This is a genomic window from Marinobacterium sp. xm-m-312, assembly GCF_013283295.1.
Classification (GTDB): Bacteria; Pseudomonadota; Gammaproteobacteria; order Pseudomonadales; family Balneatricaceae; genus Marinobacterium_E.
Window position 1 is genome coordinate 83,391 of record NZ_WBYS01000005.1, and the last position, 12,594, is coordinate 95,984.

Genomic DNA, 12,594 nt, shown 5'->3' on the forward strand with positions numbered 1-12,594 from the left:
AGGGTCGCGGTTTCAAATTGTGCTATGCAACATTAAACGACTGCCATATATATGTAACCCACCTTTAGTCTCAAGTGTGAAATGTTCTATTTCATACTGTGGAAAATTAGTCGTTATTTCATAGTGTGGAATTGGAAATAAAAAAGCCCAGCAAGGCTGGGCTTTTTACACTGCTGACAAAGCCAACGTTCTTTATCGGGGACTTTTCACAATAAAGGGATTTTAAAGGAGGGTGCGCTTGACGCACTCCCCTGTGTTTGAGCTTTTCAGAAGCCTGCTGATCTCAGGTTCTGATCTATCTCGGTGAGTATGGCCGGATCATCGATTGTCGAGGGCATTGTATAGCTCTCATTCGCTGCAATCTTCCTCAGCACAGCACGCAGCACCTTACCTGAACGAGTTTTTGGAAGTCGCTGAACAATCAGTGCCTGACGGAAACAAGCTACTGCTCCGACCTGGTCGCGCACCATTGCAGTTAACTCCTCGACCAGCGTCTCTTCAGCAATACTCTCTCCTGCTTTCAGTACAACCAATCCTAGCGGAAGTTGTCCTCTTAAATCGTCATTAACGCCGATTACAGCGCACTCGGCCACTGCAGAGTGTCCAGAGAGAACCTCCTCCATCTCACCGGTCGAGAGACGGTGTCCAGAAACATTAATTACATCGTCAGTACGCCCTGTGATGTAGATATACCCTTCGGAGTCTTTAAATCCGCCATCGCCCGTATGATAGTAACCTGGGAATGCTTCGAGATAGGAGGTCCGGTAGCGGTCATTGTTGTTCCAGATACTCCAGGCAACACCCGGTGGCATCGGCAGGCTGACACAGATATTCCCGGTTGATTCGGCCTCGACCGGAATGCCCGCATCATCTAGTACCATAATGTTATAGCCCGGAATCGGTTTGTTGGTCGAGCCCAGTCGGACCTCAGAAGGGTTTTCCCAGCCCATCATCGGTGCAGTCATTGGCCAGCCGGTTTCGGTTTGCCACCAGTGATCAATCACCGGAACCTTAAGCAGCTCTGATAGCCATGAATAGGTGGATGAGTCCAATTTCTCACCGGCGACAAACACCCATTTCAGGCTGCTAAGATCATACTGTTTCGATAAATCTGCCTTCGGGTCTTCCTTGCGTATTGCTCGAAAAGCTGTCGGTGCACAAAACATTGAATTAACGCGATACTCATCAATTACGCGCCAAAATGTGCCCGCATCGGGTGTTTTGATCGGTTTTCCCTCAAAGAATATTGCAGAGCAGCCGCCCATAAGGGGGCCGTAAACAATAAAAGAGTGTCCGACAACCCAGCCGATATCGGATGCGCCCCACCAGACATCGCCCGCTTCCATGCCGTAGACGTTGTTTAGTGCATATCTCAGTGCAACCGCATGACCTCCGTTATCGCGCACGATCCCTTTTGGCTGTCCCGTTGTGCCAGAGGTGTAGAGAATATAGAGCGGGTCTGAACCCTTAACCGTTACACAATCTGCCGGTTCCGCCTCTTGCTGAATCTCGTACCAGTCGAGATCCCAGGCCTGATCCAGTTCAGCTTGCAACATTGGTCGTTGGCATACGATGGTGTGTGCGGGTTTGTGCGTCGCCTGATCGATCGCCTGATCAACCAATGGTTTGTAAGCGATCTGCTTATCAAACTCAATACCGCACGAAGCGGTTAAAATTACTTTGGGGCTGGCATCATCAATACGGATCGCCATCTCATTGGGTGCAAACCCACCAAAGACGACTGAATGCACTGCGCCGAGTCGTGCGCACGCCAGCATTGCTACGGCGGCTTCAGGTATCATAGGCATGTAGATCAGCACGGTATCACCTTTGCTGACACCACAGGCTTTAAGTGCACCGGCAAATCGTGAAACTCTGGTGAGAAGATCCTGATAGGTGATCGCTTCTTTGGTGTTGCTGACGGGCGAATCATAGTAGAGCGCAACCTGATTGCCACGCCCTTGTTCAATCTGACGGTCTAGTGCCAGATAACAGCTGTTTAGCTCACCATCAGCGTACCAATTGTAGGTGCCAAATTCTGTTTCATGAAGAACCGTCTCTGGCTTCTTAAACCAAGCGATTCTGTCTGCTTGCGCTGCCCAATAAGCTTCTGGATTGTCCAGCGCAGTCTGGTACTCATCTTCGTATCTCATCTTGTAATCCTTTATTGTTATTTTTTTATGATTCTGGCTGTTGAAGCCGCCTTTTAACAGTTACTCATTTTGATAGAGCTTCAAGATGCTGGAGAAGTCTAATCCGCCATTTCCGTTGCTCTTGTGTTGCGAGAACAGAGCACGCGCTGCAGATCCCATGGGAGTGGGGGAAGTGCTCTGTTGGCTGACATCCATCGCCAGTCCAAGATCTTTGAACATCAGATCAACCTGAAAACCGCCCTGGTAACTATTAGAGGAGGGAACATTTGGCATCACTCCTGGGTAGGGGTTGTAGACCTGTAACGACCAGTTGTTACCTGAACTCTGCTTCATAATTTCTGAGAGTACGGCTGGGTCTAGACCATTGCGCACGCCCATATTCAGTGCTTCTGCAGTTCCGGCCATATGGATTGCCAGCAACATGTTGTTGCAGCATTTGGCGATTTGCCCTGCACCTGAATCACCGGCGCGGAAGATGTTTTTACCCATCCCCTCTAAGATCGGTTTGGCTCGCTCAAACTGAGATTCGCTCCCCCCAACCATAAATGCCAGCGTGCCGGCCGTCGCGGCTCCAACACCGCCAGATACCGGGGCATCGATAAATTCAATACCACGCTTGGCACCCGCCGCGGAGACACGTCTAGCGGTTTCAGCATCAATGGTGGAGCTATCAATAATCAGCGCGTTGGGTTCGACCTCATCAAAAAGCGGCTGATCACCAGTGAGAAAGAGTCCTTCGACATGCTTACCGGCCGGTAGCATCGTGATTACAAACTCGGCGCCTTTTACCAGGTCCACGGCTGAGGTTGATGACTGTGCGCCTTCGCTGACAACCCGTGCAATCGATTCTTCAGAGAGGTCAAATACTTTGACCTTATGGCCAGCTTTAACCAGGTTGATCGCCATAGGGCCGCCCATGTTGCCCAGCCCAATAAATCCTATTGTTGCCATAATCTATCCTTTTTATCTTTATTTTTTGGAGTTTGATCCGTTTCTATTCTCTAGATTGCCGCCAAAGGGTGAGTTTCCCATGGTGATTCAAAGAACTTATTAACAAAACTGGCTTCAACCTCTTCAACCGATTTGTAGGTCCAGTCTGGGTTTCTGTCTTTATCGACGAGGAGCGCTCGAACACCTTCGGGGAACTCGCGATGACGGCAGCACTGTACAGATAGCACCAGTTCCGCCAGAAAGACCTCTTTTAGCGATAGGTGACGAGAGCGTTTAAGCTGCTCTGCAATCAGATGAACCGACAGTGGAGAGCCATGAGTAATCGCTTTTTGAGAGCGTTGAATCCAGGGATCATCACTCACAAGGACTTTCATTGCCTCCATCAAATCCACTAATGAATCCTGGTCGGTGATCTTTTGGATAAAGTCGAAGTGATCCTGAATAGGGGATTCATCCCGGTAATTGGCCTGAGATGCCTGCTCTAAGCGACGAAGAACACGAGTTACGCAGACGTCTGCATCAGTGTTCCAGTCAGCGGCTTGAAGGCTCGAAACTAGCTCATCATATTTTGCTGAGTCGATAAAACGGTCAGCCAGCCCTAGAAAAAGCGCATCAGCGGCATAGATAGGGTTGCCTGTTAGTCCGAGGAACAATCCCGTTCGGCCAGGCATTCGATTGAGGAAGAAAGACCCGCCCACATCCGGATAGAGCCCGATTGTGACTTCGGGCATCGCCATGTGTGAGCTCTGAGTGACCACACGGTGACTACAGCCATTCATTAGCCCCATGCCACCGCCCATCACGATACCGCTACCCCAGCAGATAATCGGTTTGGGGAAAGTGTGGATGGTGTAGTCGAGTCGATACTCTGCTGTAAAGTAGTCGAGTGGAAAATTTGCGTTCTCACCAGAGGTAATCGACTTATACAGGTTGACCACATCGCCCCCTGCGCAAAAGGCTTTCTCACCCGCACTGGTCAGAATCACCGCTTTTATCTGTTTGTCATTTGCAGCACTCTCGAGACGCGGTTCGATTAGCTCGATCATCTCCAGAGTTAAAGCATTCAGTGAACGCTTAGCATTGAGCGAAACCTCTAGAATCTTATGCCCGTCCTTGGTTGGGTGTTCGGTAAAAAGTACGCTACTCATCGATAGTCCTTAGCTGTTTTTCCATTCGGGAGCACGTTTCTCAAGGAATGCATTGACCCCCTCGCGCTGATCTTCTGTGAAGAACAGGTCAACGAAGAGTTCACGCTCTAAGCGATAGCCAGCTTCCCAGTGTTGAGTGCGGTTGTTCTGAATCAGCTGCTTACACGCGGCGATTGACATAGGACTTTGTTGTTCAGCCTGTCTTGCGAGTTCTAGTGCACGTTTGAACGACTGGCCGGTTGCCACAAGCTCCTCTACGAGTCCAATCTCATGCGCTTTGGGTGCTTTAATGCGTTCGCCGAGGATAATCAACCGCTTTGCCCATCCCTCGCCAACCAGCATGGTCAGGTTTTGAGTGCCGCCCGCACAAGGGAGTAGACCAACTTTTGCTTCGGGAAGAGCCATCTGAGCTTGCTCTTCAGCAACACGGATATCGCAGGCGAGTGCAACCTCAAGCCCACCGCCCATTGCAAAGCCGTTGACCGCTGCAATTGAGACACCGCGGAAGTTGGAAAGTGCTTCGAAAGCCTCACCAAAGCCGCGTGCCATATCCCTTGCCATTGATCGGTCGCCATCTGCAAACAGGTTTAGATCGGCGCCCGCGCAAAAGAATTTTTCACTATCAGAGCGCAAAACCAATGCGAAGATCTCTCTATCAGCGTTGAGTTGATCCACTGTTTCGCTCAAAAGCTTGAGGCTTTCCACCGTCCAGGTGTTGGCCGGCGGATTGTTCATGGTGATTATGGCTGTGTGGCCCTGTTTTTCGAGTATAAGTGCGTCAGACATCTTAATTTCCTTATAACAGCTCGCTGGTATCCTGCATCAGTGCGCGGCGCGCAATAATCAGACGCATAATTTCGTTGGTGCCTTCAAGAATACGGTGGACCCGGTTGTCACGCAGGTATCGCTCCATCGGGTACTCCTTGATATAGCCATTGCCCCCGAAGATCTGAAGCGCTTCGTCTGTAACGGTGTAACCTGCGTCGGTCGCAAACTGCTTGGCCATCGCGCAGTAAGTGGTACGGTCGGGGTGTTCAGTATCCAAACGGCTAGCCGCCATGCGGATCATTTGGCGAGCTGCGACCAACTGGGTTGTCATGTCGGCAAGCTTAAACTGAAGCGCCTGAAAGTTGCTCAGTGTTTTACCAAACTGGCTGCGTTCAAGCAGGTAGTCTCTTGCTCTCTGCAGAGCGGCCTGAGCGGTGCCGATCGAGCAGGCGCCGATATTGATACGCCCGCCATCCAGACCTTTCATCGCTATTTTAAAGCCATCGCCCTCGTTGCCGAGCATTGCAGAAGCAGGAACCCGAACATCCTCAAAAGTAATCATTCGAGTGGGTTGCGAGTTCCAGCCCATCTTCTGTTCTTTGCGCCCGTAACTGATCCCATTAGTTTTGGCATCGACGGCAAAGGCTGAGATCCCTTTTGGACCAGCTTCCCCAGTTCTCGCCATAACAATTAGGACATCCGTTGCACCGGCACCGGAGATAAAGATTTTGCTGCCGTTGATTAGGTAGTCATCGCCCTCGCGCTTGGCGCTGGTTTTAAGCGAACCCGCATCAGAACCCGCATTGGGTTCTGTCAGGCAGTAGGATCCAAAGATATCACCAGCTGTCAGTCCCGGACACCAGTGCTCGCGGGTCTCTGCATTCCCAAACTTCGCGATCATCCAGGCGACCATATTATGAATGGTCAGAAACGCGGTGGTAGAGGTGCAGCCCATCGCCAGCTCTTCAAATATGATGCTGGCATCAAGGCGGCTAAGACCCAGTCCCCCAATATCATCGGGTGCATATAGGCCACAGAGACCCAGCTCGCCCGCTTTTTTTAGCGCTTCGACCGGAAATATTTGCTCTTCGTCCCAGTGAGCGGCATTGGGCTCAAACTCTTTCTTAGCAAAGTTGCGTGCAAGATCAGCAAAGGCGATCTGATCTTCATTTAATTCAAAATCCATCAATTCGTCCTCTTTATCGTTATTATTCTGTGATTTGACCCATTACTTTAGCTGAATCGTGGTATTAACCCCAGTGTCGATATCATCTTCAAACCAGCGCGCAGTGACGGTCTTTGTCTCGGTATAGAACTTAACAGCCTGCTTACCATACGCATGCTGATCCCCGTAGAAGGACTTACGCCAACCAGTGAAAGAGAACATTGGTAGCGGCACAGGGACCGGAACGTTGATGCCGACCTGACCCACTTTGATTTCATGCTGGTATTTGCGAGCAGCTGCTCCAGAGGCGGTAAAGATAGAGGTACCATTGCCGTAAGGGTTTGCGTTGATCATCTCGATGGCATCATCAATTGAATCGACCTCAATCGCGCAGAGCACCGGTCCGAAAATCTCCTCTTGATAGATCGACATCTCTGTAGTTACGTTTCGGAAAAGGGTTGGACCTACCCAGTTTCCATCTGGGAATCCTTCGACGGTACAGTCACTCCCATCGAGGATACAGTCTGCACCGGCATCCTTACCCTGCTGGATAAAATCAAGCACTCTCTGGCGCGCACCTGGATTGATAAGCGGTCCATAACCCGCATCAGGATCATTCCAAGTGCCAGGGCGAACCTTCATCATCGCTTCGCGAAGTTCTGGGATCCACTCTTTTGCCTGTCCGACGAATACGGCCACTGAGATCGCCATGCATCGCTGACCGCCGGCTCCTACTGAAGCTCCTACCAGATTGTTAATTACCTGATTTTTAGAGGCATCGGGCATGATGACCATATGGTTTTTAGCACCCGCAAATGCCTGAACCCGCTTAAGATGCTCAGTCCCGGTACGATAGATATGCTCCCCAACCGCTACCGATCCAACAAAAGATATCGCTGGAGTATCTTTATGGGTCAGTAGCTGATCGACCACCTCCTTTGTGCCGTGAACCACTTGAAGCAACCCGGCTGGAGCACCTGCTTCCTGGAACAATTCTGCAAGTCGCATGGGGGTCAGAGGATCCTGCTCTGAGGGCTTCAATACGAAGGTGTTACCGCAGGTGATTGCCATCGGGAACATCCAGAGTGGGATCATCGCGGGAAAGTTGAACGGAGTGATACCTACGCAAACGCCCAAGGGCTGGGTGATGCTGTAGCAGTCGATTTTGCGTGCAACATTCTCGACCGTTTCGCCCATCGACAGTGAGGCAATGTTGCAGGCATGCTCAACCACTTCAATGCCTCGCCATACATCACCTTTTGCATCCTCGAAGGTTTTTCCAGTCTCGCTGGATAGTAGTGTGGCGATCTCGTCATGATGCTCTTTTAGCAGTGCTTGGTAGCGCAGCATCAATCGAGCTCGTTCACCGACCGGTGTCTCTTTCCAGGTTTCAAAAGCGGTCATCGCTGCGCTGATTGCGTCTTCGACCTCATCGTGAGTCGCGCAAGGCACTTCAGCAATTACATTCTGGGTGGCTGGATCGGTTACCGAGATAAAGTTGTCTGAACGGCTCTGGATCATTTCGCCATTGATAAAAAGCGGTACGCGTTGAGTCATGAGATAGTCCTGTTCTTTTTGTTATCGAATGTTGTAATCAATCTGTAGTTCTATTTTTACCAGCCAGATAGCTCTCTGCGGATTGACAATATTGCTCTATTAATGGACTATCTTGTGGTTTTTAGTAAGTCATTCGTATTAGAGTTGTTAGATGAGTCGGCCCTCAAACTGGCCCCTGCCGCCTGAAAGTATCCGTTACATGATCCCGCGGCGTATTGTCGAGGGGCTCGGTGAGTCCGCATTGAGTCGCGGTCTCTACCCGCTGGCTATGGGCTATTACCGCAAGGCTCAGGGCCATAGCATGCTGCGAGAAGAGCATGACGATTTTCTGCTGATTTACTGTATAGAGGGGCAGGGACGTTTTCGTGTTGGAGACTCAGACACGCCTATTAACGCAGGCGATCTGCTTTTGGTACCACAGGGAATCTCCCATGCTTATCATTCGGATGACACTCAGCCCTGGACCATATACTGGGTTCATTTCCACGGAGAGCTGGCGTTGGCGTTTTTTGAACACGCGATTGGCGAGCAAGAAGATCTCGGGTACTTCCTGGAGTCAATTGGCGTTCAATCGCAACTGGTAGTGGATTTCGAAACGCTGCTGGAGGCGCGAAGCTCAGCTCAAGATATGAATACGCATTTGTTTGCTGCGAACCAATTACGCCAGATCCTGACACATATTACTGTGTTGCGACCGCTCAAAGCTGCTAAAGAGACCCGCGATGGCTGGCGCCTTGATCAGATCCACTCGCTGATGCAGGCGCATGTGCATGAGAGGTTGGATTTGGATACCCTGGCAGCGAGTGTGAATCTGTCAAAATACCACTTTGTTAAGCGCTACCGAGAAATGACAGGTACCACACCGATTAACCGTTTTATCCAGCTGAAGATAGAGCGCGCCTGTCACCTCTTAGATACCACCACAAACGAGATCAAAGAGGTCGCCTATGCAGTGGGGTATGAGGATGCTTACTATTTCTCGCGTCTGTTCAGAAAACAGATGGGGGTGTCGCCCAGCCAGTACCGACTTTCTCGTACTCAGGGGTTTTCCTATGTGCTAAGCCAGGCGCGCATACCACCTCTTTGAAGGGTATTAATATAGGTCGGGCAATTCGTTATTGGTGTAGCCCGAGATGAATGTTTTCGTTTCGCCGGCTTCGGTATATACATGGCGACTCACCTTACCGATATCGGCACCATAGACGTGCACACTGATTGAAACTTCATCCTGTGAAGCGTTGGCGACCTGATGGACATCGCCAATGGTGGGTGATACAAGACCGACATCACCTGGTTTTAACTCATGGATTTCGCCCGGTATCACCTTGCCATCCGCTATTTCAAAACGTTGTTCTACTTCGCCGCCGCGTAACATGCCGATTAGACCCCAGACAGTATGGTCATGAACGGGCGTCTTTTGTCCCGGACCCCAGACAAAACTCACGACACTGAAGCGCTCTTCTGGGTCGCGATAAAGAAGATACTGCTGATAGTGCTCTGGGTTTGGAATCGTGCAGCTCTCGGGGAGCCAGTCATCCTCCTCCACCAGCTTACCAAGGTAGATACTGGCATGATCAAGCATCTGCTCCTCATCGGGTTTGAGTAACAACAGATCATTCATCTTTTCTACAAAGCGCCCCATTTTTCCGGCTACTATTTGGCGATTCATCACGGTTCCTTTTTATTATGTTGTGTCCAATGTAAACGCTCGCAGCGATAAAAAAAAGGGGCTCATCGAGCCCCTAAAACTGAAAAAGCCCAGCAAGGCTGGGCTTTCGTCACTCTGTTGAACCGACTTAAAAGAGTCGGCGACAGCGAATTGTGCCGTCAATCTCAGAGAGTTTTTCAATAGCAATTTTTGAGCTATCAGCGTCAACATCGATTACAACGTAGCCAACTTTCTCGTTGGTCTGAAGGTACTGACCCACAATGTTGATGTCATTTTCAGAGAAGATGTTGTTGATTTTCGACAGCACGCCAGGCACGTTTTTGTGCACGTGAAGTAGGCGGTGTGCATTGTTGTGGCCAGGAAGTGCTACTTCTGGGAAGTTAACAGAGGTAATTGATGAACCGTTGTCAGAGTATTTAACGAGCTTTTCTGCCACTTCATAGCCGATGTTCATCTGCGCTTCCATTGTCGAACCACCGACGTGTGGCGTCAGGATGACGTTGTCGAACTGGCGCAGTGGGCTGATGAACTCATCATCATTTGAACGTGGTTCAACTGGGAATACGTCAATTGCAGCACCCAGCAGTTTGCCGCTCTCAAGCGTTTCGCATAGCGCATCAATATCAACGACAGTGCCGCGAGCCGCGTTGATTAGGATCGAGCCCTGCTTCATCGCTTCAAACTGAATAGGGCCCATCATGTTCTGAGTAGCCGCCGTCTCGGGTACGTGAAGTGAAACAACATCACACATGCCTAGAAGCTCGTGCAGTGTGCCTACCTGTTTCGCGTTACCAAGTGGTAGCTTAGTGATGACGTCATAGAAGTAGACATCCATTCCCAAACCTTCAGCCATCACACTCAGCTGAGAACCGATGCTGCCGTAACCAATAATCCCCAGCTTCTTACCACGCACTTCGAAGCTATTCTTAGCCGTTTTCTGCCAACCACCACGGTGTGCAACCGCATTTTTCTCTGGTACACCGCGCATCAGCATGATGGTCTCAGCAAGAACCAGTTCAGCCACAGAGCGAGTGTTTGAGTAAGGTGCGTTGAAGACCGCTACACCGCGTTCAGTCGCTGCTTGCAGATCAACCTGGTTGGTGCCGATACAGAAACAGCCAACTGCGACCAGTTTTTCGGCCGCATCAAATACTTTTTCAGTCAGCTGAGTGCGCGAGCGAATGCCAACGAAATGAGCATCAGCGATGCGCTCTAGTAGCTCCTCTTCTGGAAGCGAGCCGGTGTGGAACTCAATGTTGGTGTAGCCTTGCGCGTTCAATGTATCAACGGCTGACTGGTGCACACCTTCCAATAGAAGAATTTTAATTTTGCCTTTTTCTAGAGACGTCTCTTTGCTCATTTTTGCCACTCGATTCTGAGGTTTAACCACTAGGGCTTAAAAATTTAGGGGCGCGATTATAGCACAAACGGGCGATTGGTCGGCTTTTATACAATCGTAGTGGGCGAAATATTCTCAGGTTAAGCTGAAGAATTTTGATTTAACAGGCGCCATTTTGTTCTGAACGAATCTTTAGACATAAAAAAGCCCTCTTTAAGAAGAGGGCCTTTTAAAAATGCCGGTTAGCTGTAGTAGCAGAGGTAAGCAGTTGCTGTTGCTACTTTGACATCGAATGAGCTGTTAGCGGGAACATTGAACTGGCTGCCAGCTGGAAAGCTTTGGAATTCAGTGGCTTCAGGGAGGCGAACAACCAGTTCACCGTGTACCACCTTCATTACTTCGTTCTGGCTAGTGCCAAACGTATATTCACCCGGTGCCATAACACCAGAGGTCACAGGACCGTCGGCTGACTCGAAGCCGATCGATTTTACATTGTCATCAAAGTAAGAGTTAACTGACAGCATGGGTGTCTCCTAAAAAATTGAACGCAAATAGTATTCAGAGTTGTTGGGTTTGTCACTACCGATCTAAAGGAGTAGGCTTCGCCCATTCATTGCACGGATTGCAGATTAACCATGATTGAAGCGAACAGCCGCGAATATTGGCGTGCCACCTTGGCCCTCTGTTTAGGGTCGTTCATGATTTTTGCCAATGTCTACATCACTCAACCTCTCCTACCGACCCTAGCCGAAGAGTTTCAGGTCTCAGCGCTAGAGGCCAGTTGGACCTTCACCATCACTACGCTGACCTTGGGTCTATCCTTGTTGTTCTACGGTGCACTGTCAGACTCTTTAGGGCGTCGAGGCATCATGATTCTGACGCTGGCGGGTGTGATGGGCTGTGGATTTGCGTTGAGTCAGGTTGAAGGCTATCACCAACTTCTAATACTACGGGCCGCTCAAGGGCTTTTATTAGGTGGGTTGCCTGCCATTGCTATCGCTTACATGAACGATGAATTTACTCCACGCGCACTCTCTTTGGCGGTGGGTCTGTACATTGGCGGTAACACCCTTGGGGGAATTGGCGGTCGCTTAATTGGTGGCTTTGTGGGTGAGTCATTGGGGTGGCAAGGCGCCTTTCTAGTGATGGCGCTGATCAGCCTAGCCTGCGTGGCGACCTTTGTTTATCTGCTACCTAGATCGAAACGCTTTGAATCCAGACCGTTAAGAGTAGGCCCCATGCTACGATCAATGGGCGATCACCTCTCCAATCCGATGTTGCTGAGCGCGTATCTCATTGGCGGCCTCAACTTCTTTATCTTCATTAATCAGTACAGCTACATTACCTTCGTTTTGGCGGATGATCCCTACAACTTGCCTGCCAGTCTGCTGGGTATGTTGTTTTTGACCTATCTGACCGGCACTTTTGGCTCAGCCATTTCGGGCAAAGTGTCAGACTATCTTTCTCAGCCGAGAGCGATGGCGTTGGGTATTGCCATTTTAGCGGTGGGCAGTTGTGTCACTCTGTTTGATTCGCTCATTATGATCATCATCGGCTTCTTAATTAATAGCTTTGGCTTCTTCTTTAGCCACTCTACTGCCAGCAGTTGGGTCAGCAAGCAAGCAACGCATGCCAAAGCGAGCGCCTCTTCACTCTATCTACTCTTCTACTACCTCGGCGCTAGTCTGGGTGGTTTCTATCTGCAGCCCTTCTGGTCGATCTGGCACTGGCCAGGTGTGATTTTAGGCTCTTTGATCGTGTTAGTTCTGACCTTCAGCTACTCAATCCGCTTAGAGAGAAAACGTCAGGCCCTTGCGGGTTAGAGAACCTGACAGCAGTTTGCA

Annotated in this window: 11 protein-coding genes; 2 read left to right on the plus strand and 9 right to left on the minus strand. The window is 50.1% G+C overall.

The annotated features are described in order from the left end of the window. Window positions 1–266: 266 nt before the first annotated feature. Genes XMM312_RS07450 through XMM312_RS07475 form a run of 6 tightly spaced genes read right to left on the minus strand, consistent with a single transcriptional unit; the run spans window position 267 to window position 7,742 of the window. Window positions 267–2,153, minus strand: coding sequence for a propionyl-CoA synthetase (locus XMM312_RS07450; protein ID WP_173482784.1), 1,887 nt, complete (start codon window positions 2,151–2,153; stop codon window positions 267–269). 60 nt (window positions 2,154–2,213) lie between these two features. Beyond that, window positions 2,214–3,104, minus strand: coding sequence for a 3-hydroxyisobutyrate dehydrogenase (mmsB, locus tag XMM312_RS07455; RefSeq protein WP_173482783.1), 891 nt, complete (start codon window positions 3,102–3,104; stop codon window positions 2,214–2,216). A 50-nt stretch (window positions 3,105–3,154) separates the two neighbouring features. After that, on the minus strand, window positions 3,155–4,252 hold the full coding sequence (locus tag XMM312_RS07460; protein WP_173482782.1) for an enoyl-CoA hydratase/isomerase family protein: 1,098 nt from the start codon (window positions 4,250–4,252) through the stop codon (window positions 3,155–3,157). 9 nt (window positions 4,253–4,261) lie between these two features. Next, the gene (locus XMM312_RS07465; RefSeq protein ID WP_173482781.1) at window positions 4,262–5,038 is read right to left on the minus strand and encodes an enoyl-CoA hydratase; all 777 of its coding nucleotides are present in this window, start codon (window positions 5,036–5,038) and stop codon (window positions 4,262–4,264) included. Between the two features lie 10 nt (window positions 5,039–5,048). Further along, window positions 5,049–6,206, minus strand: coding sequence for an acyl-CoA dehydrogenase family protein (locus XMM312_RS07470; RefSeq protein ID WP_173482780.1), 1,158 nt, complete (start codon window positions 6,204–6,206; stop codon window positions 5,049–5,051). A 42-nt stretch (window positions 6,207–6,248) separates the two neighbouring features. Continuing rightward, a complete protein-coding gene (locus XMM312_RS07475) occupies window positions 6,249–7,742 on the minus strand; it encodes a CoA-acylating methylmalonate-semialdehyde dehydrogenase (protein ID WP_173482779.1) in 1,494 nt (497 codons plus the stop codon). 151 nt (window positions 7,743–7,893) lie between these two features. Between XMM312_RS07475 and XMM312_RS07480 the strand changes: the two genes are divergently transcribed. Next, window positions 7,894–8,829, plus strand: coding sequence for an AraC family transcriptional regulator (locus XMM312_RS07480; protein ID WP_173482778.1), 936 nt, complete (start codon window positions 7,894–7,896; stop codon window positions 8,827–8,829). Between the two features lie 6 nt (window positions 8,830–8,835). Here the strand turns inward: XMM312_RS07480 and XMM312_RS07485 are convergent, their stop codons facing one another. From XMM312_RS07485 to XMM312_RS07495, 3 genes are all read right to left on the minus strand, one after another. Then, the gene (locus tag XMM312_RS07485; RefSeq protein WP_173482777.1) at window positions 8,836–9,411 is read right to left on the minus strand and encodes a cysteine dioxygenase; all 576 of its coding nucleotides are present in this window, start codon (window positions 9,409–9,411) and stop codon (window positions 8,836–8,838) included. A 127-nt stretch (window positions 9,412–9,538) separates the two neighbouring features. Next, window positions 9,539–10,771, minus strand: coding sequence for a phosphoglycerate dehydrogenase (gene serA, locus XMM312_RS07490; protein WP_173489000.1), 1,233 nt, complete (start codon window positions 10,769–10,771; stop codon window positions 9,539–9,541). 221 nt (window positions 10,772–10,992) lie between these two features. Continuing rightward, a complete protein-coding gene (locus XMM312_RS07495; protein WP_173480092.1) occupies window positions 10,993–11,274 on the minus strand; it encodes a pyrimidine/purine nucleoside phosphorylase in 282 nt (93 codons plus the stop codon). Between the two features lie 111 nt (window positions 11,275–11,385). Between XMM312_RS07495 and XMM312_RS07500 the strand changes: the two genes are divergently transcribed. Beyond that, window positions 11,386–12,573, plus strand: a complete 1,188-nt coding sequence (locus XMM312_RS07500; protein WP_173480093.1) for an MFS transporter — start codon at window positions 11,386–11,388, stop codon at window positions 12,571–12,573. The last annotated feature ends 21 nt before the right edge of the window (window positions 12,574–12,594 follow it).

Excerpts from the sequence above, each read along its gene's own strand:
- XMM312_RS07500 (WP_173480093.1), top strand. The coding sequence starts at position 11,386 with ATGATTGAAGCGAACAGCCGCGAATATTGGCGTGCCACCTTGGCCCTC.
- XMM312_RS07465 (WP_173482781.1), bottom strand. The coding sequence starts at position 5,038 with ATGTCTGACGCACTTATACTCGAAAAACAGGGCCACACAGCCATAATC.
- XMM312_RS07450 (WP_173482784.1), bottom strand. The coding sequence starts at position 2,153 with ATGAGATACGAAGATGAGTACCAGACTGCGCTGGACAATCCAGAAGCT.
- XMM312_RS07485 (WP_173482777.1), bottom strand. The coding sequence starts at position 9,411 with ATGAATCGCCAAATAGTAGCCGGAAAAATGGGGCGCTTTGTAGAAAAG.
- XMM312_RS07470 (WP_173482780.1), bottom strand. The coding sequence starts at position 6,206 with ATGGATTTTGAATTAAATGAAGATCAGATCGCCTTTGCTGATCTTGCA.
- serA (WP_173489000.1), bottom strand. The coding sequence starts at position 10,771 with ATGAGCAAAGAGACGTCTCTAGAAAAAGGCAAAATTAAAATTCTTCTA.
- XMM312_RS07495 (WP_173480092.1), bottom strand. The coding sequence starts at position 11,274 with ATGCTGTCAGTTAACTCTTACTTTGATGACAATGTAAAATCGATCGGC.
- XMM312_RS07460 (WP_173482782.1), bottom strand. The coding sequence starts at position 4,252 with ATGAGTAGCGTACTTTTTACCGAACACCCAACCAAGGACGGGCATAAG.
- mmsB (WP_173482783.1), bottom strand. The coding sequence starts at position 3,104 with ATGGCAACAATAGGATTTATTGGGCTGGGCAACATGGGCGGCCCTATG.
- XMM312_RS07475 (WP_173482779.1), bottom strand. The coding sequence starts at position 7,742 with ATGACTCAACGCGTACCGCTTTTTATCAATGGCGAAATGATCCAGAGC.
- XMM312_RS07480 (WP_173482778.1), top strand. The coding sequence starts at position 7,894 with ATGAGTCGGCCCTCAAACTGGCCCCTGCCGCCTGAAAGTATCCGTTAC.